The following is a 26,073-nucleotide window of genomic DNA, read 5'->3' as shown; positions in this document are numbered from 1 at the left end:
GAATTGAATACCCGCATTGTTCTTCAACTTGAATATACAAAGCGTAAACATTTTAAAAGCGGGATTATCGCCGTTTTATTGTACTGACAATATGTTCTGCCATTTTTTCTATTTCTCCCTGTGCCATAGGGGGATTACTTCTGGCCTGCCTGCTATCGCGTATGACATAAAACAATAAGTCAGGCTCTTCTGGAGCTTCCCCTTTGACAAACGCCACGTAACCATAATCAATTTGTTTATCATAACGGGTAAACTTTGCGGATGCGGCAACCGCCTTACGATTATCCATATCAGGATAGCTAAATCCTTTACCATACAATTTAATATCGCGAAATGAATGGCCATATCGTACGTTCCAGAAATATGTGACATAGTCTTTAGCGCTCATGTTAGGATCCGGGCGTCTTTCTCCTGGCCCAGACGAAGGCCCTAAATCCTGGAAAAATATGGTTACGTCCGGATGGTTTTTAAGCCGATATGTCACTCCCATATTGCGCGACTCGTGGCCCGAGTCATTCGCAATAAAACCGTAAGGAAGACAGAATCCCTGTGGGGAAGGAACCTCGTAGAGATTGCGTGGTCGAAAGCGACTTAAAAGAGAAAGAACCTCTGGTTCACTTTGCTGCCATTGTTTTTCTGCGGTTTGCGATTTTTCGCCTGTGTCTTTTTGGTATTCCCCCCAAAACAAATACAACCGCCTGTTTTTATTTATATATACAACTCTGGCTCCGGGTATATATGCCGCGAAAGAGTCAGGATAAGTTTTGATGAGATAGTCGTATTTTCTTTTAAACTCCTCCTCAGGCGTCATCGCTTCATGGTAAAGCTTTAAATTACTTTTCTCGAGTTCTCTTGATGACTCCTTAACAAAAGAAAAATCGGCTTTCACCTTTTCAAGATAACCGGAGAAATCGATATATGAGTCCGCCTCCGATGAAATGCCAATCATATAATTACTGTAATAAAATGCTGTGAACTGCGCCTGGATGGCATCATTGTCCTGCCAGTAGTTATTTTTCCCGAAAGTGATCCTTGGTTCAGAGTATTTCTGTATTAAGATACCATTTTCTGTTTTAGGCTCCTTGTTTGGTTTGACAAAGTCATCGATTGGGTACAGGGCCACCTCTATATTATCAGGCAACTGTAACTGATAATACCCTACGCACTCCGTCCTCCACGTCATACTCATTGCATGAGAGGATAACCCCCCCCCTGCCAGAAGCAGAAACAGCAGATATTTTTTCATGCTTCTTTCCCCTTCTGTTCATTGTTAGCGGCAAGTTGTATGTTTTTATCATTGAGTCTGATATTATCAGCGATTAACCGCATATTAAATGGCACCAGGTTGTTTTCACCTTCAGTCCAGTAAACCGGTAATGCTGTGAAATAACCTTTAACACTATTTAATTCTTTAGCAGCTGAGAAATGGCGGGACCTGTTCTGCTGCCAGAAGTTCAGGGAAAAAGGCATTGCACCGCCGGCACTGCCTGTCGGTGAATTTATGGCCATAACCGGCCAGACAGAGGCTGCGATTTTTTTTGATTCAGCCTGCGAAGTTACACCTACATTTGCATAATTACGATCCACTGGCTGATAAATATAGTTTTTGGGAATGAATTCAAATATTTTATCATAAACTCTGGCATTCTCCTGCGCAATCTCCTGAATCTTTTCCCAACCCGTCTTTAGCGCCGGTTTATCCAGTACTTCAGCGCATTCTGCGGCTGCACTTCCCATCCATTTACGCCATGCCTTTTGCCTCAGGTCACGGGCAAATTTACGGAAGGGCACCGCCGTTCCACTTCCATCCAGATCGGTAAAACCGTGTTCGGTATCCGATATCATTACTGCCAGCTCTGAATCCCTTTCACCCGACAGACTTCTGTCATTGATATTCGCACTGCCCACAAGAACATAGCGATCGTCCACAATCATCAGCTTACTGTGAACGTAAATCTGCTCCGTCACCGCCGTTCCGTTCAGTTCCGCATGGTCGCGCAAATTTAATAGCGTCACATACTCATTACAGGCCTCAAGTGGAATATGGGTAAACGCCATTCCACACTGCGCTTCCAGCTCTGCTGCTTTTCGCCACCACTCCTTGCGGGGTATCCCCTGTGCTTCAAGCTGTTGCCTGACCCAGAGGCTACGGCGGATCCGGTTTAGCAGGCTATGCGAGCCAAATATGAGTGACTGTCGGGTCAGGTGGATCTGCGCCACGACAGCCGGGTCGTCCAGTCGTCCTTCCGGGTGAACCGGCAGCATGATGTAAAGATGAAAAGCCTGTTTCATGTGGCTTAAAATCGCGCGCTTAATCCGATCCCCCAGCCATTCCGCCACCGGATTTTGCGGCGTCTCATCATCCGGTAATAAACGGGTTGCCCAGGCATCAAACTTTGGATGTAGCTTGCTGGCAACCGGACTCAATTCACTCTCAGGGAGAATAGACGAATTTTTAAAATCAGAGACAAAAAACTGGTTTTCAATATAAATATAATGCTCAGCTTTACTGATAAGGAGGTGAATACTTCGCAGAATATCATCCTGTTTCAGCCGTGGCTCTGGAACAGCTTCAGGCATATTTTTATATTCGGCGAGACGCATATTTAGCGAGGCGCTACGCAGCACTTGTACCTGACATGTGCCTTTTTTATCGGAGCATGTAACGGGTAATCCCAGATCCGGGATAAAGGTCTGAAATGGATTTTTAGGGCAATGACGAGAATAACTGTTCCAGCGTAATACAAAGTTTTTTACCAGATCCTCCACTGCCGGGCCTTCTATTTGTACCTGGTAATCCTGCCAGGGCATTCTGGGCTGTATTTCTGGGTCAAGGTATGTACTGTCCTTCGCACTTCCCTGCGACTGCCAGAGCTGATGTTTTAGCACCTCATCAATAAGATGCTGCACGCTTTCTGCCTCTTTTTTTTCCGCTTGTTTCTGCTCTTCATATCGCTCCGGATGCGAGTATATGGAATCAGGTACAACATATTCCTCTCCGGGAGAGTAGCCGGTACTGTGTGATACAGGCGGAATACATGAGTTATATCTGTTCATGCCCTGTCTTCCATCCGCCTCAGCATGTAGACCATAATGATCATCGTAGCGACCGTAAGCCAGGTCAATACCCCCGACAAACGCCACATTTTCATCGATAATGACGCACTTCTGGTGATGGGAAAAGAAAATCTCAGATTGAGATTTTGCACACTGTATATAAAAAACCTGCCGTCCCAGATAAGTGTTCATTGCAGCAAATACGCGTTCTGTTGCAGTAGCATAGGTTTCAACCTGTCCCGGATTTTTCCATGGCATAATATAAATCTGTAAACCCGCGTTGTTTTTGGCCGCCTCCAGTAGTGCATCGACCAGCCGTATTCCCGGTGCCAGTTGCGCATCCCAGTTTATCTGCCAGCCAGTAATGTACAGGCATTTTTTAGCCTGCGTTAAGGTTTTAAGAAGCGCCGCAAAATATGCTTTTCCACCCAGAAACGCCTGTACAGCGTTACCCGCTGTATATTCAGCAAAGTTCTCTGACTGTCGTTCAGGACCACTGGTATAGTGCACCCAGTGGCTGTGAGTAGCCGTCGCGGTGTAGCTTTCTTCGCTTGTATCACTGAAATAAACACTGCACTGGTTCATACCATCGTCGAGTTTTAGCGTTTTCAAGTTATTTATCCTCCCTGAGTGATTCGAGCATTGTTCCACTTACTCGCTGTTCGTCTTTTATACACTCTTTAAGTTTTTCACCCGGAGCCGTATTGACCCAAAGACAGTTAAAGAATTGATGAAATCCCATAGAATCCTGCGTACAGAGATCTTTTGTGTCTTCCAGACTAGAAGCTGGAATGACACTGAAATAAAGATGATGCGCCCGATGCCCGAAAACCAGCCATAGTTGACCCTCATATTTTTTTGCCAGTTCTGCCAGTTCATATTGTTGCGTTTCAGACTCTAATACTTTGCCATCTGCATCGGATTGACCTTTCATCACTGTCTCATCCGTTGTTATTGCCTCCATATAAGAATCCGCGATAACGATCTGCCATTTACAGGCTGGCTGGCAAATCCCGTTGATACCTGGCGCATCAGAAATACGCAGAACTGGTTTTATTTTTTTATCCGGGCTCTGTGAGAAAAATAAATTCACGGGCGGCATCACCGGCAGATTTAATGGCATACTCACCGGGGCCGCAACCAGTGTCCGCTCCACCCGCCTTAAATAAACCTGCTCCGTTCCATACTCGATGTTACCGGCCTCCAGCTTCAGGTAGCTTCCGCCGCCGATTAACGTGATGCGCTTTTTACCTGCAAACGAAATATCACTGACTGAGGTCACAGTAAGTTTCTTCTGCGCTGCCAGCTGCAGGCTGCCGTTCTGCGCCTGCATCTCCACCGGACCTTCGCCCGATTGCAGACCGAGCGGCCCGCTGTGGGCGAACAGCCCGAGTTTCTCGCCGGCCAGCGCCGTCATATTGCCCATCACGCCCACGCTGATATCGCCCCCCGCGTTCACCGCCACGTTTTTCGTCGCGGCCAGCTGCAGGTGTTCGCCGCTGGTGAACGCGACGCCCTGCGGCGCCGCGACGTGGAGCGTATGATTCAGCGGTTTCAGCCGCTGGTTAAACATCTCCCGCTGGCTGTCGATGTCCGCCTGCAGGGCGTTCGCCGCTTCTGCAATGGCCGACAGCTGCGCTATTTGCTCGAGACAGAGCGCGATTTCCTGTAGCGCCGTCTCACGGTCAAGAACCTCCCCGGTGGCTTTTGGCTGTCCGTCGGCACAGATAAACAACCCCTTCGCAACGCGGATCACGCCGTGCTCGTCGGTGCGCAGTTCAAAGCCGGTGCCGCGCGGTTTGTCCTGCGCGTCCACCAGCCGCCCCTGTCCGAGCTGGGTTTTACCGTATTCGGTGGTGAGGTGGATATGCTCTTCGCCGCGTTTGTCCTCCATGCGCAGTTCATTCTGCGAGGGCGTTCTCAGGATATTCCGGGTGCGGTTGTCGCGGGTGACGACGTCAGGGTGTTCGGAATCATGAAAGGCATACGCGATATAGGGCCGGTCCGGGTCGCCGCCGTCAAAGGCTATCGCCACCTCCGTACCGGTCAGCAGCGGCGTGTGCCAGCCGCAGGTGTCACCGGAATAAGGTTTCGCCTGCCGCACCCACAGGTAGTTGTAACCCCAGTCGTTGCCCTCCCGGTCCACGTCAAGCCTCACCCGGTAGCGGCCCGTGTCGTCGAGCCAGGCGTAGGTGTCTTTCGGGTCGCGGCTTTCCACACGTGCCGGGAGAGTGCCGTCAATCACCGGGCGCGGAATTTCAGCCGGGCGAAAGCAGTAGCGCTCGGTATAGGGCATGCCCCATACCGACACGTGCAGCCGCGAATCGCGCGAGGCGCGAAAGGTCGCGAGCGTGATAATTACGCCTTCCCGCAGCGCGCTTATCACGTCCCCCTGCGGCTCCAGCACCATGCCCGGCGTAAGTGTTGAGACGTTGCTGAAGAGATGCACCCGCAGCGCATTGTTGAGCTCCCGCTCGTGGCGGATGCGCGCATAAAACGCCCCGCTCTCGCTTACAGGCTCAGGCCAGGTGTCATCGCCCTGCTCCCGGTAAGGCTCCGCGTAGCGATAGTGTTCTCCGCCCGTCACCGCTGCGCTGCGCACGCTGACGGTCGCGTCCAGCGGCGTGGTGGCGGTGGGATAGTGGTAATCACGGGTATGCACCCTGCCCGTTACGGCGTTGTGCCACGTGCGCACGCCCCAGACCGCTTCTTTCGCGCCATCATGCAAACCTGACGGCTCGCGGTACGGCAGGCGGACGTCGAAAAGATAATAAAGCTGGCTGTCTGCAAAAATCGTCACATCGAGCTCGCGGGCGGTGTCCATCTCCGTGCGCCACCAGATCCCCACTTCGGCAAGAATACGCTGAACAAACGCCAGGTCGCTTTCGCGCCACTGCGTGATGAGTTCCCGCTCCGGGTAGGTGCGGGTGAGCCGAAACTCAAAATCCGCGCCTTCCAGCCCGTGTTCGCGCAGCACCTGTTCCACGACTTCCGGCACAGAGAGGTTCAGAAACACCCGGCTCTGGCAGGTATACGTGAGCAGCGCCAGCCGCGAGGAGAGCGTCACGCCGTAGTGCGACTGATCCGCACTGGTGGCAAACCACTCCAGCGCGGTGATCACGCCGTACACTGCCCTGCCGCCGTGCATGTGCAGGCCCGCGTACTTCATCAGCACCTGTTCTGGCTCGATACTGGCCTGCGGCGTGGTAAATTCAATATGCCAGCAAAACGGTTCGCTTAGCGCGTCCCGCCCGCGAAAGCGCAGCACGTCGGGCGTGACGTCACTGGCATGGATCCTCAGCCTGTAACGCGACTGACCGCCTGTCGCGTTTTCCACGTTATCGCCTGTCATACGTCACTCCTTCCTGCCCACGAGATTCAGCCAGCCGTCGCCGGGCTCAATCACGCGCGGTTTATCCGGGTCGAGATCGTCGCGGGTCAGCACCAGACGCCAGCGGTTGTCTTTCAGATCGGGCTGGTTAAACAGCCCCACAACCGCCACAAACTGCGCGTTTTCATCCATCGGCATATCCAGCGTGACATTGCCGTTGGGCATGATCAGCAGCTCGCGGGAAGCCAGCAGATCGTCTTTCAGCACCGTGTCAGCGTCTTGTAGCAATGTGCCGTAATCGGCCGCCTCGACGTTTTTACGATCCTTAAGCTGGTAGATCCTTATCATGGTCGCGAGCGGCGTCTGGTCGCCATCCACGTTAAGCGCCGCGCGGGGAGCAAAATCGAGATGCAGCGTGCTTATCTTTTTATAAAACACCGATTTTGCCATGCTGATTGTGCCGTCTTTAACCGTCTGGGTAAGGCCACAACCGGCAATGAGGCCACAGAGCGCAAGCGTCAGCGCATGCCATCCTTTGACTGTGGGCATAATTCTTCCTTTGTGAAATGTGATTAATCAAAGCGGTAATCGCCATCCCTGGCAGGCGGCAATGTCGTACAGGCCAGTGCCGAATAGCCGCCCAGATTGACGGTGATAAAAACGCGATCATCGCTAAGCCTGCCTTCTCTGAGCCCCAGCAGGCCCGTGCGGCCAAGCTGGATGCGCCGGGGTCTGGTAAGCCTGGGTGCAGGTAACAGATGCACCGGTATGCGCAGGCGCAGCCGCGCATCGCTGCGATAACCGAGATACACTCGCATCAGCGCCAGCAGGTCGGCGTGAAGCCGCCCTCCAGGCAGCCAGTCTTCAGCTTCCTGCGGATGGTGGGTGGATAGCGTGACGAGCACGCGGCTATTCGCCTCACGCGCCGTTTTCCCGAGTGTCGCGCGCTGCCTTAAGCGAATACGATCTTCATTTCCCAGGCCGCTGCGCTGGGTCACCCGCACCTTCACGGGATCGTGCTCGTTAATCTCAGCATGGGTGTGCGAGGCCAGCAGGCTCACCAGCGCATGGATCCCCTCGGCATTACGCGTAGGCAAACGCATGGTGCCCAGCAGCGCCAGAAACCGGGAAACGGGTGTGGCGACATGTTCAGCCGTGCCGGGAATGCCAAGCCCCACCAGCCCCAGCAGGCATTGCGACGTCGCGTCCGTCGCACCTGGCTCGAACGTCGTGGGGTACGCATATTTCCGCCAGATGCGGTAATACTGCGTCGCGATGCGGTGACTAAAGATATCCAGAAACGATGAGACCGCTTCATACCCCTCGCGCCGCTGGGCGATGTCATCGAGATAACTGCCGGGTAGCGGTGAATCCACCCCGTACATGCCGAGAAACGTGGTGCGTACGATGGGGAATCCGGGGTGCGCGTCGTCGGTTTCCACCCGGCATAACTCACTCGCCGGAAACCCCATCCCCGGCCAGGAACAGAACCGCACCGGGTCATTCGCCGGATGGCTGGTTGTGCCGAGTCGCGGCCTGTCGGGTTGATCCTGCTCCAGTAACTGGCAGAAGCGGTAGAAATTGACGCGCCAGATATCGTCGCCTAATTGCTGCGTCAGCCCGGTATGCGCTGACTGTGGTTCTCGCGCCATCTCAGTCGTTTCCCTGTCGGTTGTAATACCAGCGTGAGCTGGTTAAAAAGATGCACATCCGCGTAGAGCGCGAAGAAGCGATGCAGCATTTCGCCAAAGAGGTTCACATCGCCCTCACCCGAAAAGTGTTGCGCGTCCAGCGTCACTTCAATATCCACCCCTCGTTGCATAAAGCCCTGTTCGAAGCGGCGAATAAGGGTGTGCTTCACGGCGACGATCGCCTCCAGACGCCGACGGTTCATTTCATCATCGGTCCAGTCGTAGAGCGCCAGCGTGCCGCGGAGCACCTCCGGGTTATCCATCATGCTGAGGAAGTTCGAGCCCAGATGGCTCATGACCCGCCAGTGGAAACGATCGTTCGCCGGCGGGTAAAGCGGCAGGGTGGGCACCGTGAGATTCAGCACGCTGACCGGCACTTTACCTGTCTTCACCACGCGGTCGATAAGCGTGCTTTCCAGTGCCTTGCGAGGTAACTGACCGTTAGTGCCGGTGATACGTATCGAGAGCGATTCCGGTTTCTCGGCCAGCTGTTCTGTCTCAAAGGAGCGACCGCCCAGAATGAGCCAGGTGTCGTGCAGCCCGGAGGGCCCGCGCTTCACACGGGTGTGGAAATAGCGCTCCGGGGCATCAAAGCGCATCATGCCGCCCCGGTGGCGAAAGCTGGTAAACGGCACATACGCATGCCTGCCGTTTTTAACCGCGCCGTAAATCTCATCGACACTGTAGATTTCGGTATGACCATCCTGAATACGCAATGGCCGCAGCAGGTATTCATTTTCGAGAGGATTGAGCGTCAGCGGATCGGCTTCCATGCTGAAGAGATTGATCACCGGCGCGCAATGCAGACGAAAATTCTCTGTTTCGAACGGCAGGTCGGCAGACCACGCCTCGCTGAGCACAATATCAATCTCAAACCCGTCGCTGTCGGCGGAAAGTCCGATGGACTCAAGCCCGCGCAGTTCAACGAACATAAACTTCGCCCGGAAGCTAAAATATTCCAGTAACAGCTGATAGCCGCTGAAGGCGGAATCCCCTTTCGGCCACAGCCGGCCGGTATCGTCAAAACCCATCGGGCGGAACCAGCCCTCAAAGCGCACGCGTTCAGCGTGGGTGCCCACGTGTCGGGCATAAATGGCATGCACCTGACGCGTTAACGCCAGATGCAGCGCCGCACTGATGGGGTACTCGGCGTTAAGAAAAATAGCCACTTTGTCGATGCCGGATTTCGTCCAGTCCACGTTCTGGCTGCACGCAAAACGCAGGCGAATGGCGGAGCGTCCGTCGGTTTCGGTGTGCAGGCGCGCCTCGGCCAGATGGAGCGGCTGTAGCGTGACCTCTCGGGTGGTACGGTACTGGCAGGCTGTTTTTTGCGGCCCGACCGGGCGCGATAACACGGAAAAGCCTTCTGGCAGCGATTCCGCCTGGCGAAGCCCGCGCCAGTCAGGTGAAAACGCCACTATCGACAAGGACGGAATGGTGCGCATGTAGTGCGGCCATAGCAGGCTCACGAGCCCTTCCGTCAGCTCGGGCAGGTCATCGTCAAGCTTTTCACGAAGCCGCCCCATCAGAAACGCAAACCCTTCAAAAAGCCGCTCGACGTAAGGATCGCGCGCGCCAGGTTTATCCAGATTCAGCATCGCCGCCCGGTCCGGGTGAGCCTGGGAAAATGCCTTTCCGGCTTCGCGCAGATAGCGCATTTCAGCCTCGTAGTAGCGCAGGGTTAAATCATCCATGCCCAAATTTCCTGAATTATATTGTTAACAATGACGGCACAGCCGCCGGAACGGAGAAGTCAGCGCGTCCCCGGCCCCGCCATGACGCGTTGTATGAAGGGGGGCGGGAGAAACAGGGCGCGCCTTTATTCGGCATCCTGCGCGGGCTCGTCCTGCGAAGGGGCTATATCTTCCTCGCTGAAAATCGTTTCAGGCAGCCGAAACCCCTGCAGTTTCAGTAGCGCGAGCGGTCCATCACCCAGTTCAGTACGCAGAATAAATTTCAATGGATCCCCTTGTGGCGTGAGCCACACCAGTTGCAGGCGGCTGCTGTCGAGCGGCGTGACGTGCGCTTTACCCAGCAGCCGAATAAAGCCCCACTTCCCGCTGTTATTGCTGTAAAGCTGCATCCCGCTGGTGACGGTACGCCAGCTCAGGTTGACGCCCGGATACCAGGTCTCTCCTGGCCAGACAAAATCGCGCCAGCTGTCCATCTGGTTGAAGTAGTCGAGCTTTTGCCCGTCCAGGGTGAGTTGCATGCGGGCAATATTGCGTGACGGGCGCGCCATCAGTTCAAAACGCACGCCAGCATCACCCTGCGCGAAAACCGTATCCGCAATAGCGGCCAGCTGATTAATCGCGTCCAGAAACGCCGGGTTCACGGTCATGCCCTGGCTTGCGGAAGGATCCACCACCCAGCGGTTGCCCTCCTGATGCAAAATTCCGCCGAGGTTGTTTTTCAGGAACGTCGCGATGCGCCCGGAATCAGGGCGCAGGAACTGCGCCAGTACCGGCAATGAGGCATCGCTACCGGTCGCTTTGAACGGATAACGTCCGGCAAAGGCGGTGTTCCATTGTTGAACGAGGGTGGTTTTCCAGCGTTCGTTAAGACCACTGGCGGCTGGCGCCAGCACCTGACGCCAGGCCAGATCCAGCGGCTGCACAAACAGAGCCTGTCCAAAGCCGCTCCATTCCTGGCCGAGACTGGCCGCGACCAGACTGCCGTAATCGCGGGTGTCCGTAAGGTCGATAGCTTTCCCCTCAAATACCGTCTGCGCCAGCCGCTGCGCCATCGCCTGGGGATCGGGTGCGCTGGTGACCTGCTGAAGCTTGAGGCGAACCTGCGTAACGCGGGAAAGCCAGGACTGGAAGCTCAGATTACCGCTCGCCCCCGCGCCGTCTTTGCCTTCCAGCAACCCCGTCAACGGGCCAAAGACGCTATCCAGCGGTCCTTGCGGCCCCTGCGCCTGTTTAAGAAACGGCTTCGCGCTCTGACTGCCAATCAGCTTTTTGGCGGAATCCACCAGCGTATCCGCCAGCGCCTCGGTTTTCTGGCCGGTCTGCCCCTGATAATTCAGCGTGTTCATGAGCGCGACCAGTGGAGACTGGCGCACATCGGCCAGCAGGGTTAACTGAGCGATAGATTCCGATAACGATCCCGCCTCGATCCACTGGATGCTGTTAACCATACTGAGCCAGGCATTGCCAAAATCGGTGAAGTAGCGCTCCGTGAGGCGCGCTTTCAGCGCCTGCGGCGAAATATCGTTATCCGGCAGGCGATCTTTATCGGTCAACACCCAGTCAATGGCATCGCGGCGGGATTTCACCACGTCATCAATGGCGCTTTGCACCTGTTCTTCCCAGGCCTGGCGGGTGAACATTCCCGGCACGACTTCGTCGGTGGTGAAGAGCGTGGAGGCATCGGTATCACCCGTGAGATCCGCGAGCTGTAAATCCGGCCAGTTGCTGGCGATACGTTTGAGCATCTCCTGATACAACCCCGCTTCGGCGTTTCGCTGCCCTATCTGTTTCAGCAGGATCTGGCGGACCGTGCCGACAAGCTCGGCATCCGGTCTGATTTTCCACGCCGGGTGCGCCGGAAGATTCTGCGCATAAAACGCCAGCAGTTTTGGCGACAGCTCGCGCCACAGGCCATCCTTCACGCCTTCACGTGTTGGCCAGAGGCCCGGCATCGTTCGGGCAAACCAGTCCGCCTGTACTTTGTCTGGCTGCGCCAGCATCAGATAGCCTTTCAGCAGGTCATAGGCGCGTGGCGCGCCCTCTGCTCTGGCCCTGCTGACCGGCGGCAGACGAACAAAGGCATCCAGTTGCTGGTGAAGTTGCGCGGCCATCGCATCCCGCATCAGCAGGGCATTGTTGTGCCCGTACAGCGGCCAGAGCGACGCCAGCAGGGCCTGATCCAGATTCAGCCCAAAGCGGGAGTACCAGGGCGCGCCGGTGGCCTGCCTGAACTGCAACCGCGCGATGGTCTGCTGCAGCACCAGCTGATTTCGCAGGCGCTGCGAAAGCGGCAAACGGGTATCGGCGGCAGTGCTGGCGGTGCTTTGCGCGAGATAAATATCGGTACGGTTAATGCCAAGCGACAGCAGCGTTCCGCCGCCCCACAACACCGCTAAAGCCAGTAAAAAAAGCTGTGCTGCCCGCAGCCTGTCAAGGCCCGTTTTTTTCGGACGCGCCTGCGCGCAGTCATCCACCACGGCCTGCCAGGCAGGCGAATTCAAGCGGGTATGCGCAAGCGCGCTGTGGCTTGCGGTTACAAGCGACGGGCTGAACAGCACGCCGCGTAACCGGCAAGCGCAAGGCCCGCGCATCAACCCTTCGAGCAATGCGCCAAGCCGGGATTTCAGCTCGCCCTGCAGCCGGAAGGCCAGATGCACTAAACCATCATGCCGCGGCTCGGCCAGCATCTGCGCGATACCGACCTGGCGCATCCGCGGCGTCAGCGTTTCAAGCGTTCTCATCGCGTCTTCTGTCGTGGCGTCTGGCCCAAACAGCATGGCCATGGCGGGATCCTTGCGCGCCTCCTGCGGCCATCGCGCCTCATCCGTCAGCCATAACCAGACCGGCGCCTGCCAGCCAAGTAAACGCGCGGCCTGATGACGATAGCGGGCAAACGCATCGCGCTCTGTTTCTCCCGGGAGTTGCTCGCTGTTCAGCACATGGATAATGCCGTCGAGCGGACAACGGGCGCCCAGACGTTGCAGCGCATGAAGGAATGACGCCTCCTGGGGCAAAAGCCCGTCGCCGCCGTAAATCAGGACATTGCCGTCGCCCTCCTGCCACAGCTCGCTACAGAGCCGCGGTGCCGCTTTGTGAATGTCGTCGACCGCGCCAGTCACCAGCAAAACACGCACTCTGCGCCGCCAGAATCGCCCATACCGTATCCGCAGGTGCTCAATGACCGGGGCTTCACTGAAAACAGCATCGGGGTTATCGTCCGGGCCTGGTAATATTTCCTCTTCCTGCCGCGCCGCCTGCGTTTTATTTTTCCCCCACTCCAGCCGTAGCCCCGCTCTGCCCGCATATTCAAAGGCTTTATCGATAAGCCACCCCATAAGGATCATGACGAAAGCCAGCAGCGAGCAGACCGTCAGGATACGCGGGCCGTCAAAGGGCCCTGCGCCGGTATGGCTGGCCACCCACTGCGGGCAGGCGTACAGAAGAAAAGCGACTATCGCTTCCAGAAACAGCAAAGCGGCCACTGTGGCGCCAATCAGCGATCCTTTTTTTACCTTAGACATTCCCTGGCGTTTCCTTTATTCCATGTTGACGGGAAAGAACGACAACCCACATTTCATCGTTATCAGCGACCGGCTGTGCGACGACAACCTGTTCACCACGCGCATCGAACGCGGCCTGCGCCATTGCGATCGCAAGCCACACTGACGCTTTTCCGGCATAGCCCAGCACCGGATCCAGCGATGTGTTTTCCCCGGTAAGGCTGAACGTCACGCCGTTTTTTTCACAGGCGGTATTCCATTCAGCCCCGGCTATCAATGAAGGCCCGGTCACCCAGGCGCCGCGAAGCGATTGCGCGGGAAGCCCTGACCACAGCAGCGCCTTTGCGAGTGTGTCGGTAAGCGTAGCGGGGCGGCCCTTTTGCGGGCGATGCAGTTGGATGGCGTCCGGGAACGCTCTGGCTTTACGATTGCTGAGGATGGCGGCGGTCACGGCATCCGCACCGCCATTCTGCGGTGCTGAGGGAAACGACAGGGTAATGGCGACCAGAAGCGAAGGGGTATCCCAGTGGCAATCCAGCCAGCAGTCCAATGCCGCCATCCCCGTCCCCGAAAGTGTATGAAAGTTTTGCCGCGTACTGGCGGCGAGACTTTCTTTAGCCGATGCGCTCAGCTGAACGGCTATTTCCTCATCACCATCAATCAGCAACCAGCAGGGAATGCCCGGTGGCAATTGCGCTGCGACCCGCGTAACCGATGCTGAAATTTTTGCGAGCGCGCCATCCAGCGCTTTCGACAAATCAGCCTGATAGTCGGACAGCGCAGCGTAGCGAACCGCCGCCCCGCCCCCGCGCGACGCGATAAGCGCCGGTACAGGCAGGGCGCGCGCCATAACATCAAGCAGCCTGACGGCTTCTTTTCCTGCGGCAGTTTCTACCGTGCTCCCCAGAATCCAGGCGCACCGTTGTCCGCGACGGATTTCATCGGCCAGCAGAATTTCACGCTCCTCATTTCGGGCACAAATCGCCCGCTGTTCCGCCTTGTAACCGATACGGCGCAGGCAGAAGATAAAACCCCACAGGCAGAGAGGCAGACCAAGCGCGGTAGACAAGAAATCAACACCGGCGCGTGCGGAAGGCCAGTTCCAGAACGTCATCACCGCCCCCGTCAGCATAAAAATCGCGAGCAACAGCAACCAGCGGCGCGTTACCGGCCGTTTAGCGAATGGCGCTTTTTTGGGTACAGCATCCAGCCAGACGGGCATGATCAGGCCACCTTCGCGGGAACAAATGAACTGATGAGACTGCAACCACAGGCACATTTATGCCCCTGAAACGCGACCGGAATGCCGTTATCAAGGTAACGGGGATTGCCCTCAATAATCACCGTCATCCCGTGTCCGGGAACGGGACAGGAGACTTTATCCCCTTTTCTGGCAACGCCAATCCCGCCGAATTTCATTGTCGACGAGCAAGTAACAACCGCCCCACCGTGGGTGGTTTTATCGCCTTTACGAATAATGGGTAACATCGCGGTAATGTCCTCTTTAAGGTTTTTAGCTTTTTGGGAGGGTGGGTTTCTGGTATTTAGCGAGCCGGGGTGTTTCCTGGAGGCTGTGTTATTCATTAACGGGGTTGATAGCGTTTTGGTTACGGGTGCTGATGAGTTTCTTTTATGTTGGTTTGGGGTAGCTGGCGGATCACGCACCATCAGCGCCTGCCGGATCTCATCCGCCGTCACTTTTCCGTCACGGTCGCCGTCAATCTCCGTCATCAGGTCGCAATAAAACGGCAAAATTATTTATCTGATTTTATAAAAACACCCAATGTTATTTTTTTATTTTAAAATCATCAGCTTTGATCCAATATAACGACATTCCCCCGACAGAGCCTTGTATTCTATTTGATAATAAAAACCATCATCGGACATATCAATCAAGTTAAAGGAATCATTTTTCACAAGGTACGCTTTTGAATTCTGATTTCCACTTGGATTTTTATACAAGCAAACTTTTTCTTTTAGTACATACCCGACAAGCTGCTTTCGGGACAAGTAATCATCACCACCTGACAAAATAGATTTTCTTACAAGCATGCCATTATTAAAATATCTTCGCTTGACCTCTAAACAATCCGAACACTTGTCATTAATTAATAAAACCCTTTTACCTGTAGCATCAACCTTGTATACATTGCTATTCCAAACACCCTGATCTCGCCATGTGCTTATAATTCTATCATCTGTATTGGAAATATTACAAAAATTTCCCTCTTGACCAATTGAAGGAAAATTATTAATTTTATTATTTTCAATCCCGAATAAAACATAGCATTTATTCACAACTCCATTGGTACCTAAAAACAAAAACTTATCCTTTAGCAAGGATTTGATTTTGACCTCGGAGTATCCTGATGAAATAAACTTCCTCGCTGACATTGGCATTTCATATCCACTGCAAGTATTAGCATTGCAAGTTTCAGCCAAAACATTTACGCTAACCATCGTGCCAACTATTGCCGACACTATATATTCACACTTAATCATAATTAGGTTGTAATTTTAATAGAGTTTATTTTAGTTGAGCAATGTAAATTGATTTGCGCTTATTAAAGCTATAGACAACATTTACATCAGGCCCATAGCTATTACAATTTAAGAGAATGCTCAAGCCTTCTTTTTCTACGTTTTGAAAGATTGATGTCATAAAGAAGCCAAAGTCACAACCGTATAACCCAGGGTCGATAACCTGAATCTTTTTGCCACTATCTTTTTCAATGACATTAATTTTATTAATTACGACGCCGTTCTTGTCTTTTTCATAAAGACCTATGAAAATATGTTTTTTTGTATTCCCCCAAAAAGGTATTTCAAGTTCGCTCGCGTCACCCCTTAAAACCCCATCATGCAGATCACTAACTTTTTTTAAATTTATTAACAATTTGGCCCCTCCCCCTTCCCATAAACCACCTAATCCATCAATATTTTTAACTAGTTTCATGGGACAATTCTTAGCTTCATACTTCTCACCCTGTACAATAAATTTCTCGAAATCATATTTACCCGAAACCTCACATAACCATAATTTATCAGCGGCCTGAACTCCATATAATGGGATAGGGGTGTTATGATTATCGTAATAGTAACTACCTTCAATGTTAATGTCGTTACTAAATTTATAATGCTGCAATGACAAATGGATTAAATATGGCCCAATGGAGCCCTGATAATTGTTTACATCATATAACATCTGATTAGCCCGAACCGGCATGCATAATAGCATTACAAAAAAACAAATAACGTTTAGCGTTGCATTCATAAATATACCACCCATACATGAGACTAAAAAACATCCTTAAAAACATTCTCTTCTCTAATATTTTTGAAATGCTCTCTTCTTTTTTCATAACTATCAGTATGCAAATTAACCTTAGCAGTAATTTTATCCACAATCACTTCAGTATCGCTCTGGTCAGCAATCCCATAAAGTTCCTCTCGAAGCCAAAAATAAACAGCCGAACGCGCACAATAAACACCCTTTTCTAACTCAGTGGGATTCTCAATAAAATCTACACTTGGGCTCCAGTGTTCTTTATAATGATCAGAAACATCTTCATAATTAACTTTACCGGTAAGATGGATTCCTCCCCTGCCTCTTTATTTACTTCCATTACTTGAAGAAATATTTTCATTACCTAATCTATTAGCATATACTCTGTCAGCAATTGAAATTTCATCTGCGTGTTTTATTCTCCCATTAATTTTCTCACATGAATACTTTCTTGGTTTATTCTCGCGTAAGAAAACATTTAGAAGTTCATTACAAACCACAGCCACCACATAAATAAAATCACTCTAATTGTTTAAATTTAAATATTTTATTCTCTCATTTGTTTTATCCAAAAGGCATTTTTCATATATAGCTGCAAACCCTGCACCTGTCCTTGATTCATATGTTTCGTAGTCGCAGCTCGCATCTCTCATCTTAATCCAGGCTAGCTGGGATTTTTTCAGATAAACATCGCGAGATTGTGCTTGCCCATAAAATTTCGCACCTTCTTTCTTATATTCTTGAAGCTGAATTATATAGATATGATTAAGCTCTTTGCCAGCCATTAAATAGTCGCCATTGATTTTTCTATAATATTCCTGTTCGTAATCAGAAGACGCCGCTTGCGCAGCATAACATATTAAAAAGAGACTATTAAAAACCACACCCAATAAGACCTTCATTATAAATAATCCTTCCTTGCATTAAATCGCTCAAGTGGTACACCGAAAATAGTTCGCAAACGCACATCTGATATATTATTTTTAAAGGCTTGCTCTCCCTGATTTAAATCATTAATGAAAATCTTCTTGTTGAAGGGCAGTTATCTCCTCTGAAGGTTAAATCAATCAAAACATCTTGAATTTTTTGTTCAAAATTATCAAGTTCAGCCGTCACCTTCACATTGTCAATATCCACACCTTTTAATAAAACCCTCTTAATTACTTTATGTTGGTATTAATACACTGCTTTAAAAAGGAAGTGCTGCTGTTTTCGTGTAAGCGCTTGCTCATTTGAAAGGACTTAAATTATTAAAGTATGAGAGAGTTTCAATACCTTGTTTCCACGCCTCTTGGCAGCAAAATTTTAAGCGATGCCGACAATGGTTGTGAATGTTTTTCCATTTCTTGTGAAAGGAACTCTAAATATGTAGTTGTTTGCTGACCTAGATCCAAACCTCGGCCAAATGTAACACCTGATCTGCCAATAACAGTACTTTTGTTATTAGGAACATGTGGACGTCTGGAAAAGTAGAGACTATCTTCTATATCGCTCCCTTCTGAATCGAATGTTAACTGGCCAAAAGGAACTGTAAGCCATTTAAGATCCATTTCATCATTACCTAATTCCTTCATAAACACCACCGGGTGAAAATGCCAGACAGCTTCATCCTTATCGAAGGGCGGTACCCGACCGAACTAGTAATCTGCGCCCAGCTCTGCTGACCGGGTTATCCCCCCTAATGCCTGCACAACCTAGGCTTCATACGGACTGTTCATCACATTTCCACCGCCCGCTTCCTCTAAAGGCTGGAACCGCTGTTTCGCCAGCTCGTAATGCCTGATTTCTTCCATTTCGGCTCGTGCCAGCCGCCCCCGTTCATGTTGTACCACCGTGTTTTTGTCGTATTTTCCGCTGACATTGTTGCTTCCTGTGGGAGAAGTACTCCGCCCGGGTTCGCGGCAAAGGTGTTGAGGGTGGCGTTGTCTTCGCTTGCGGCATAAAAATTCAATCCCGGCCGCTACAAAGTGATCATCGATTTAAAAATTTTTAAAACAACAAAATGTTAGATATTTAGCGCGAATATTTTTTAATTACGTATTGCTTGATAGAATTCGCATTTTTATACTTGAAAGTATGTTGCTCATTATCATAGCCTGACAAATTGATGTCGCCGCCTAACTCTTTGTTAACAAAGATATTCCCACTTTCATCATAAGTATACCCGTATACTTTATAACGTTTATCCCTCCCCGCCCCCCATGATACGAGAGTTATGATATTCATCTTTAAATTTAACTTCATGAAAAAAAGGGTGCAAATTGCCGGGGCCATGTTGTGATAATTATCTATCACATCGATAATCATCTCGCCATTCTTATCTTCACGTATAAACGTTAGCAAATCGCTTCTTATATATTTTACGGAAACATCTTTGACCCTCTTCAAAACATAAGGCCCTTGCTCAATTGCCTCGTAATCAACAATATATTCCCGCCGGGTGGTAGGATCAACTTTTAAACCATTACTGCCACGGTTGCATACTGCATTTGCCAGGTTAAAAGGATCAGCCCAATCTTTATTAGCACTACTGTAGGATTTCGCGAAAATTAAGTTCAAGTCGTTATCAAAGAAATATATGTTATCAAATAACAACACCCCATCAGAGGAAGACGAATCCATCCTTAATCTAATCCCGAATGCTTTTCCCCACTGACAAGAGAATGTATAGTTTTGCTCATCTTTAACGTTGTTAGCATTACCTTCAAGCGCAATATCAATATTCCTAACCTTTTTCGCATTCGTTATCTGTAATGAAAAATAATTCACACCTCCACTTTGATTAGATGGATATAATTTAAAGTCTATTGCATACGCTAATCGATATGAAAATAAAGCATACAGTAAGATCACATTAAAAAACTTCATTAAAAACTCCCTTTTGTAAAAAGTTAATGAGATTATTATATCTGTCAGCGTAATGATTATCATAAAGATTAACTATTCTTGTTATAGAATCTGACACACTCCTGCTAATCCCATTATCGGCTCTGCTATATAAATCATTGTGATCCCAAAAGTACAAAGCCGATCTGGCTGCATAAATTGGCTCAATCAAAAAATCGGGATTACTCTCAAAATTAACAGACTCTCCCCAAACTTTTTCGTGATATGTCGTAAAAGACCTGTAATTATTTTTAAAGGTTAATTGTTTCATTCCTCTTCCGCGATATCTCCATCCATCTCCACTATTTATGTCACCATTCCCTTCTCTATCCCCATAGGCTTTATTAGCAATGTTTTCTTTATTTGCTGACTGCCTACCTGGAATATATCCATCCTTACTGGCTTCTTCAGGATGATCACGATAATACTTAAACTTACCTATAAGCACTTCCGGCCTATAATTAAACCCCTCACTCAAATTAAAGGCTGGCCCAACCTCCTGATAGATTTGGGCAAAAAAATGATAAAGTCTTTCCTTAGTATTAATATTACACTTTTCTAGATTACTTGTGAATTCTGCAGCAAGAGTATCGAGTACAGCGTCCGATGCGCATTGAGGATCAGACCAAATTTCCCTGAGCATATCTCGTGTAATTCCTTTTTTATTTTTTCTAATAGCTTCCAAAAACACCACCGGATGAAAATGCCAGACAGCTTCATCCTTATCGAAGGGCGGTACCCGACTCATCCACTCCAGATCCGCCTGCCATTTCTCACAGTACGCCATCTCAAGCGGATCCAGCTCTTTGTAAAACCCTTCCCAGCGGCCTGATGAACGCCCTTTGCACCACTCGCTGTGATGTTTCACCACCAGACGGTTCACCACATTTCTCACCAGCGGATCACGCACCGTCAGCGCCTGCCGGATCTCATCCGCCGTTACTTTTCCGTCACGGTTTCCGTCCATTTCCGTCATCAGGTCGCGATAAAATGGCGGCACCAGGCCGTACTGATAATCCGCCCCCTGCTCTGCTGACCGGCTTATCTCCCCGAATGCCTGCGGGACCCAGCCTTCATACGGGCTGTTCATCATATCCCCACCGCCCGCTTCTTCCAGCGGCTGAAAACCCTGCTTCGCCAGCTCGTACTGCCTGATTTCTTCGACATCGGTTTGTGCCAGCCAGCCGCCCCCGGTCACGTCGTACCACCGCGTTTTCGCAGCGTCTTCGACTGATGCTGCGGCTTCCTGCGGAAGAAGACACTCCGCGCCGGTCCGGGCCGTGGTGACGGTAAAGACGGGCTCTGCCTCCGTCTCCTCGCGAACAGAGAGCGCCCTGCCCTTTGGTACCCGCAGCCACGTTATCTCCCCGTCCACTTTTTCCGGGTTGGTCAGAAAGGCGGGCATTCTGCTGTCGGCGCTCAGCACTTCCAGATGCACAAACCATTCTTTATCCACCCGCGCGGTGCGCTCTGAGGGCGATTCCGTACATCCCATAAACCCCACCGGCGCGCCAGCGCTGACTTTCCACTCCTCCTTTTCATTCGTCAGCACCACGGTATCAGACGCGCCCTGCTGAACAGCCTTCTGCATCCATTCCGGCATCAGCGCCCTGAGCTCGCCGTCCGGCTCCATCAGTTCCGCGTCCAGCGTCACCCAGTACTGCGCCTGTCCCGGCACATCCCCGTTCAGTAACCGCGCCAGGCCAAAGGTGGTCAGGGTGGCTTTGCCCGCCTTCGTGACAACAAAACGCCCCGTCCGGGCAACCACAACGCGGTCGCCGGCGTTGAGACGCTTTTTCGTTTTCGGCGGCGCCGCACAGGCCCCGGCCTCGTCCTGTGCCCCCTCCGGCAGACCGTACTGGCCGGGAGTATATTTACGTAGCGATATACCGTCATGCCCCTCACGCACCCTGTAACAGGGGGACGACGGATAGTCCGCCACCGGCGCCAGATGCATATACAGGCAGTAAAACGTCAGCCAGCTTTTTTCATTCTGCGGGTCGGGCTGACACACCGATTTCACCAGCACAAAGCTGCTGCTGTACCGCAGCGGTTGCCCGCAGTACGGCGCGGTCAGATATGCGTGGTTTAACCGGTACGCCACAATCGTGCCGTCCGTCATAAACGCCAGCGGCACCGGATCGCCGGTGTTCAGGGCGTCGGGGTTCAGTGCCGAAAACGGCGCAGAAATATCACTGATATGAATGCCGCCATGCCAGAGGTCATTGGCGCCCAGAAGCCAGGTGCCGTGCGCCTCGCCGTCCACCAGCCGCATCACGTCATCCACCGAACGAAACACCTGGCCGTCCGTGTCCCTGATGGGGTAACTGATCCTCATGATGTCTCCTTATCGTGAAAATCGGTTGCGCCGCGATGGCTGAACCGGCGCCTGCGAGGTTTTCCCGAACGTCTCCTTGACACTCTCCACTGAAGCCCCCGTCCCCGTCACCTGATACGTCGCCACCTTCATCAGCATGTCGCCCCGCGACCCGTGCTCAATACCGCTTTTGCTCAGCTTCAGGTACGAGCCGCCGCCGTTCAGCGTCAGCGTCTCCGGCGTGCTGATAACGATTTCATCTTCGTTGCTGATGATGCTGAACCGGTCGCGTGCAAACAGCGCCATTGTGTTGTTCTGCGCCTGGAGCTTTACGTCACCCTGCCTGGCCACCAGCTTTGCGCCGTCCTTGTGCACAAACAGGCCCAGCGCCTTTTCCACGGCGACGGACAGGTTTTTCACTGCGCCCAGGTCCAGATGCTGACCGGCGTTTATCATCGTGTTCTGCGTGCTCGTCAGCTGAAGATGTTCGCCTGAGCTCAGCGCCACGCCCTGCGGCGCGCTCGCCAGCACCACCGCAGACTGCAGCTGCGCCAGCCGGTTCTGCGCCAGCTTCACCTGCGTGCCGATATCGCCGGTCAGCGCCCGCGCCGCTTTCGCCGCGTTATTCAGCGCCTGCATCTCATGGTTGGCCCGGGTTATCTGCTTCAGCGCGGCCGACATCTCCAGCACCGGCCCCTGCGCCTTCAGCTGCTCGTGCGCCGACAGGTATATCCCCTTCGCCGCCCGCACCGCGCCGTATTCGTCCGTGCGCAGCTCAAAGCCGGTGCCGCGCGCCTGACGCCGCGCGTCCACCAGATGCCCCAGATTTAACTGGCTCTTGCCGAACTCGGTGGCGAGCTTGATGTGCTCCTCCTGCCGCCGGTCTTCCATCCGTAATTTGTTGTTCGCGGCCGTGCGCAGCACGTTGCGGGTGTGGTTGTCGCGCGTCACGTGGTCCGGGTGGGCCGAGTCGTGCTGCGCGTGGGCGATGTACGGACGGTCAGGGTCGCCGCTGTCGAAAGCTACGGACACTTCCGTACCGTCCAGCAGCGGCGCGTGCCAGCCATAATTATCTCCCGCATAGGGCTTTGCCAGCCGCAGCCACAGATACGCACAGCCCTGCTCGCGGTCGCGGCGATCGAAATCAAGCTTCACCCGGTAACGCCCGGTGCCGTCCAGCCAGGCATAGATGTCGCCCTTCTGCGCGCTCTCGACGCGGGCGGGTAGCGTGCCCGGGATGACCGGGCGCTTTATCAGCGGCGGGCGATAACAGACCGTTTCACGGTACGGGATCCCCTCAAACGTCAGAAGAAAGCTGCTCTTACGCGAACCCCGACTGCGAACGCGGGTAATGACGACGCCTTCTTTCATTGCATCGGGCAGGCTGCCCCCGGTTTCCAGCAGCTGTCCGGGCGCCAGAAGCGGACTGGTGCTGCGCCCGGCGATGCGGGACTGTCCGTTGAGAATGCGTTCATGGCGCAGGCGGGCATAATACGCGCCGGTCTCCGGGCTGTCGGTAACGCCAGCATTCAGAAAAGGTTCGGCATAATGATATACCTCGCCGGTGGTCATGCCGTCCGCGCTGCTGACAGACGCTGAGCTGTCCTGGGGCGTCAGCGCCTCGCGATAGTTATAGTCTCGCGTGGTGACGCTGGCGCTCACCACCTGATGTGCGGTATGAAGACCCCAGACGCTCTCCTGGCCGCTGTCGCTCATCCCCGCCGGATGACGCAGCGGGAGCGTGACGCCTGGCAGGTAGTGCGCCTGAGAATCCAGAAAAACCAGCACCTCCTTTTCAAGGCGGCTGTCCATATCAAAACGCCAGAAAATCCCCACTTCCGCGAGCAGCCTCTGTACGAACTCAAGGTCCGTTTCCCGCCACTGGGTAATCAGCTCACGCGGCGGGTATTCCCGCGACAGGCGGAATTCGAAATCTGCCCCTTCAAGTTCATGCTGGCGCAGCACGCTCTCCACCACTTCAACGACCGACTGGTTAAGGTAAATTTCACTGCGCCTGGTGTTGTGCAGAAGGGCGATACGCGGCACCAGGCGCAGGGTATAACGGGTCTCATCGGCCGAGGTGGAAACCCGCCGGAAGGACTGCACCACGCCGTAAACGGCGCGCACATCTGTGGCAGGCGCGCCGGTGAAGCGCGGAGTCTGGAATGTAAAGGCGCCGGGTTTTAACAGTAGCGATTCACAAGCGATATCGGCATTTTCACAGGTCAGCGCGATGTCGTAACACCAGGGCGCGCTCAGGGCCTCTTCGGCACGGAAACTCAGCACATCCAGAAAGTCACTGCATCCATGAACATCCACCCGGTAACGGGACTGCCCCAGAAGCTGCGCCGTCTGAGCGGCGGCCTTATCCATAATGACATCACTCATCTTCGCTCTCCTTTAACATCGGTCGAACCCTGCGACCATGCCCGCAGGCGGCGCGGGCGTATTTCAGCAGCTGCCTTCGGGCATGCTACCGCCCGTCGCTGTTACCCGTAGCGCACAGGGTCGGGGGATTCAGGTTTTTGCAAAGCCGCCCGCAGGAGGCTTTGCAACAAAAACAGACGGTTTGCTGACAGCCGGGGCGTCAGGCGGTGGTGCGCGCGTTCCTCGACGCGCAATAAATGCCACCAACTGACGCTCTCTCTGTCTTATTAACCAGCGCCCTCCCTCTGAGGCGGCGCGGGGGTATCGCCTGTCGCCTGACAGGCGTCCGCCTGCGGCACCAGACGAATTTCAACGCGGCGGTTCAGCGCCCGTCCCTCTGCGGTGGCGTTGCTGGCGACCGGGCGGCTTTCTCCGTAGCCCTGCACCGCAAAACAGCGCTCCGGCACGTCGCCGGTGTCGCGCATCCAGTCGCGCACCGCTTGCGCGCGCTTGAGCGACAGCTGCTGGTTGGCGCGCTCGTCGCCGACATCATCGGTGTGGCCCGCCACCACAATCAGCCAGCCGGGCTTCGCCCTGATGCCCACCAGGGCGTTTACCAGCACCTTTGTGGAGCCGGGTTTCAGCGCCCACTGGCCGGTATCAAAGAGCGAAAGACTGTCGAGGCGGACGGTGTGAGGCGCGGGATCGCGCGGTGCTGGCGGCGGAATATACGTATCGATTGCCTGCTGTAAGGCGAGCCAGAGACGCGGGCCGGTGTATAGCCCGAGCCCGTAACGCACCGGTTCCCCCTGCCGTTGCCAGCGCTCCAGAAGCAGCGCGTCTTGCCGGAGAACGTCAAGCAACCGGGCTTTAGGCGCATAGTGCGTCATGGGGACAGCGTTCCAGCGCGCCAGATCGCCGCCGATGCGCGCAATGAGCCGTTGGTTATTGGCAATCGAGAAACCCAGCGCAGACAGCACGCAGCACAAAAGCAAAATGATGACCCGACAGGGCGTTTTCCCGCCCTGAAGCGGTGCCGTACAGGGCGAGAGAAGCGCGAGCAGCGGGTCGGCAAACCGCGGCGCCGACGTACCGCGATGCGCAACGCCCGGCCAATGCAAACGGCTGCGCCGGTATAACCACTGCGGCCACAGCGCCTCCCGGTCAGAGGCGACGCCACCTGTGCGGAACGCCACCGCAAAGGGATGCACAGGCGGAAACAGGCGATCGAGTTTGGTCAGTTCATCCATGACCACCTGGCGAATAAACGCCACCGCTTCATTCAGCACAGGAAGCGCGAGAAGATTACTGGCCGTCTGCTGCCACTCCTCAAGCGATGCCTGCGGCGCGTTTTCAGGGCAAACAAAAGGGTGATTGCTATGCACAATGACCCACGGCGTATCTGGCCCCGAGAAGCGGCAATCGAGCAGTACTGGCAGCGCAAAACCTGTGAGCGATGTTAACGGGCGGATTTGCTGGCGCAGGCTTTTAAGCCCGGCACGAAATACAGCTTCATCGTTATGTTTATCCGCCAGACAGCAATACATCACCGCAAGCTGGCCGGTCAGAGCCGATCGGTGAGTCTGTAGCTCCCGCACAAGCGCGCAGAGCTCACCGGCATTTCCGGCGCGTAGCCAGGCGCCCTGAGCCGTATGACGAACCGGCTGCGTGGGAAAAAGCGCGTCCAGCCCATCCCCACACACCAGCACCACCGGGCCCTTGTGCGAGTCAGAAAGTAACGCGGCAACCGTGGTCGCCTCTGACGACGACGCCCTTCTCCGGCGCGTCGTCCACACTAGCTGGCAGGCGACGGCCACCATCACGACGGTTATCAGCCCCCGGATGGCTAACGGCAAAGGAATAAACGACCACAGCAGCCACAGTAGCGCGGTAAGGCTGATGAGCGCAGGCAGGAGACTGGAAACCACGAGCGGCTGGCGCATT

The 26,073-nt window shown here is 53.4% G+C and carries 17 protein-coding genes; all 17 read right to left on the bottom strand.

The genetic code is table 11. The features are described from left to right. Positions 1-64: 64 nt before the first annotated feature. Complete coding sequence (locus AFK67_RS09055; RefSeq protein ID WP_007718658.1) at positions 65-1,246, bottom strand: T6SS immunity protein Tli4 family protein; 1,182 nt, start codon at positions 1,244-1,246, stop codon at positions 65-67. Then, complete coding sequence (locus AFK67_RS22530) at positions 1,243-3,669, bottom strand: phospholipase D-like domain-containing protein (protein ID WP_081642519.1); 2,427 nt, start codon at positions 3,667-3,669, stop codon at positions 1,243-1,245. The genes AFK67_RS09055 and AFK67_RS22530 overlap by 4 nt, the downstream gene beginning before the upstream one ends. 1 nt (position 3,670) lies before the next feature. Beyond that, a complete protein-coding gene (locus tag AFK67_RS09045; RefSeq protein ID WP_007718651.1) occupies positions 3,671-6,409 on the bottom strand; it encodes a type VI secretion system Vgr family protein in 2,739 nt (912 codons plus the stop codon). Positions 6,410-6,412: 3 nt separating this feature from the next. After that, the gene (tssJ, locus tag AFK67_RS09040) at positions 6,413-6,937 is read right to left on the bottom strand and encodes a type VI secretion system lipoprotein TssJ (RefSeq protein WP_007718648.1); all 525 of its coding nucleotides are present in this window, start codon (positions 6,935-6,937) and stop codon (positions 6,413-6,415) included. Positions 6,938-6,960: 23 nt separating this feature from the next. Further along, positions 6,961-8,040 (bottom strand): type VI secretion system baseplate subunit TssG, encoded by a 1,080-nt coding sequence (gene tssG / locus AFK67_RS09035; protein ID WP_032966969.1) that lies wholly within the window; start codon positions 8,038-8,040, stop codon positions 6,961-6,963. Beyond that, on the bottom strand, positions 8,004-9,773 hold the full coding sequence (tssF, locus tag AFK67_RS09030) for a type VI secretion system baseplate subunit TssF (RefSeq protein WP_032966967.1): 1,770 nt from the start codon (positions 9,771-9,773) through the stop codon (positions 8,004-8,006). The genes tssG and tssF overlap by 37 nt, the downstream gene beginning before the upstream one ends. A 125-nt stretch (positions 9,774-9,898) precedes the next feature. Next, on the bottom strand, positions 9,899-13,294 hold the full coding sequence (locus AFK67_RS09025) for an ImcF-related family protein (protein WP_038883748.1): 3,396 nt from the start codon (positions 13,292-13,294) through the stop codon (positions 9,899-9,901). Next, positions 13,287-14,495 (bottom strand): KPHS_23130 family T6SS system protein, encoded by a 1,209-nt coding sequence (locus AFK67_RS09020; RefSeq protein ID WP_007718627.1) that lies wholly within the window; start codon positions 14,493-14,495, stop codon positions 13,287-13,289. Before AFK67_RS09020 ends, AFK67_RS09025 begins: the two co-directional genes overlap by 8 nt. Before the next feature lie 2 nt (positions 14,496-14,497). Continuing rightward, positions 14,498-14,761, bottom strand: coding sequence for a PAAR domain-containing protein (locus tag AFK67_RS21735; RefSeq protein ID WP_007718625.1), 264 nt, complete (start codon positions 14,759-14,761; stop codon positions 14,498-14,500). 306 nt (positions 14,762-15,067) lie between these two features. Continuing rightward, the gene (locus AFK67_RS22795) at positions 15,068-15,754 is read right to left on the bottom strand and encodes a hypothetical protein (RefSeq protein WP_134792913.1); all 687 of its coding nucleotides are present in this window, start codon (positions 15,752-15,754) and stop codon (positions 15,068-15,070) included. Positions 15,755-15,800: 46 nt separating this feature from the next. After that, positions 15,801-16,547 carry a hypothetical protein gene (locus AFK67_RS09015; protein ID WP_038883773.1) on the bottom strand — a complete coding sequence of 249 codons (747 nt, stop codon included), beginning with the start codon at positions 16,545-16,547 and terminating at the stop codon, positions 15,801-15,803. A gap of 536 nt (positions 16,548-17,083) precedes the next feature. Beyond that, positions 17,084-17,461: a lysozyme inhibitor LprI family protein gene (locus tag AFK67_RS09005; protein WP_038883752.1), complete on the bottom strand. Its 378-nt coding sequence runs from the start codon at positions 17,459-17,461 to the stop codon at positions 17,084-17,086. A 366-nt stretch (positions 17,462-17,827) separates the two neighbouring features. Beyond that, positions 17,828-18,133, bottom strand: coding sequence for a pesticin C-terminus-like muramidase (locus AFK67_RS21730; RefSeq protein ID WP_071602737.1), 306 nt, complete (start codon positions 18,131-18,133; stop codon positions 17,828-17,830). Between the two features lie 439 nt (positions 18,134-18,572). Continuing rightward, on the bottom strand, positions 18,573-19,427 hold the full coding sequence (locus AFK67_RS09000; protein WP_032966964.1) for a hypothetical protein: 855 nt from the start codon (positions 19,425-19,427) through the stop codon (positions 18,573-18,575). Further along, positions 19,414-21,783 (bottom strand): glycoside hydrolase family 19 protein, encoded by a 2,370-nt coding sequence (locus AFK67_RS08995; protein WP_038883755.1) that lies wholly within the window; start codon positions 21,781-21,783, stop codon positions 19,414-19,416. The genes AFK67_RS09000 and AFK67_RS08995 overlap by 14 nt, the downstream gene beginning before the upstream one ends. Positions 21,784-21,792: 9 nt before the next feature. After that, on the bottom strand, positions 21,793-24,150 hold the full coding sequence (locus AFK67_RS08990) for a type VI secretion system Vgr family protein (RefSeq protein WP_038883758.1): 2,358 nt from the start codon (positions 24,148-24,150) through the stop codon (positions 21,793-21,795). 266 nt (positions 24,151-24,416) lie between these two features. After that, on the bottom strand, positions 24,417-26,072 hold the full coding sequence (locus AFK67_RS08985; RefSeq protein ID WP_038883761.1) for an OmpA family protein: 1,656 nt from the start codon (positions 26,070-26,072) through the stop codon (positions 24,417-24,419). Position 26,073: the final 1 nt, after the last annotated feature.

Source organism: Cronobacter dublinensis subsp. dublinensis LMG 23823, from assembly GCF_001277235.1.
Taxonomy (GTDB): domain Bacteria; phylum Pseudomonadota; class Gammaproteobacteria; order Enterobacterales; family Enterobacteriaceae; genus Cronobacter; species Cronobacter dublinensis.
This window is presented reverse-complemented; position numbering and strand designations above follow the sequence as displayed.

Excerpts from the sequence above, each read along its gene's own strand:
- AFK67_RS09055 (WP_007718658.1), bottom strand. The coding sequence starts at position 1,246 with ATGAAAAAATATCTGCTGTTTCTGCTTCTGGCAGGGGGGGGGTTATCC.
- AFK67_RS09045 (WP_007718651.1), bottom strand. The coding sequence starts at position 6,409 with ATGACAGGCGATAACGTGGAAAACGCGACAGGCGGTCAGTCGCGTTAC.
- tssJ (WP_007718648.1), bottom strand. The coding sequence starts at position 6,937 with ATGCCCACAGTCAAAGGATGGCATGCGCTGACGCTTGCGCTCTGTGGC.
- tssG (WP_032966969.1), bottom strand. The coding sequence starts at position 8,040 with ATGGCGCGAGAACCACAGTCAGCGCATACCGGGCTGACGCAGCAATTA.
- tssF (WP_032966967.1), bottom strand. The coding sequence starts at position 9,773 with ATGGATGATTTAACCCTGCGCTACTACGAGGCTGAAATGCGCTATCTG.
- AFK67_RS09025 (WP_038883748.1), bottom strand. The coding sequence starts at position 13,294 with ATGTCTAAGGTAAAAAAAGGATCGCTGATTGGCGCCACAGTGGCCGCT.
- AFK67_RS09020 (WP_007718627.1), bottom strand. The coding sequence starts at position 14,495 with ATGCCCGTCTGGCTGGATGCTGTACCCAAAAAAGCGCCATTCGCTAAA.
- AFK67_RS21735 (WP_007718625.1), bottom strand. The coding sequence starts at position 14,761 with ATGTTACCCATTATTCGTAAAGGCGATAAAACCACCCACGGTGGGGCG.
- AFK67_RS09015 (WP_038883773.1), bottom strand. The coding sequence starts at position 16,547 with ATGAATGCAACGCTAAACGTTATTTGTTTTTTTGTAATGCTATTATGC.
- AFK67_RS09005 (WP_038883752.1), bottom strand. The coding sequence starts at position 17,461 with ATGAAGGTCTTATTGGGTGTGGTTTTTAATAGTCTCTTTTTAATATGT.
- AFK67_RS21730 (WP_071602737.1), bottom strand. The coding sequence starts at position 18,133 with ATGAAGGAATTAGGTAATGATGAAATGGATCTTAAATGGCTTACAGTT.
- AFK67_RS09000 (WP_032966964.1), bottom strand. The coding sequence starts at position 19,427 with ATGAAGTTTTTTAATGTGATCTTACTGTATGCTTTATTTTCATATCGA.
- AFK67_RS08995 (WP_038883755.1), bottom strand. The coding sequence starts at position 21,783 with ATGAGGATCAGTTACCCCATCAGGGACACGGACGGCCAGGTGTTTCGT.
- AFK67_RS08990 (WP_038883758.1), bottom strand. The coding sequence starts at position 24,150 with ATGAGTGATGTCATTATGGATAAGGCCGCCGCTCAGACGGCGCAGCTT.
- AFK67_RS08985 (WP_038883761.1), bottom strand. The coding sequence starts at position 26,072 with ATGCGCCAGCCGCTCGTGGTTTCCAGTCTCCTGCCTGCGCTCATCAGC.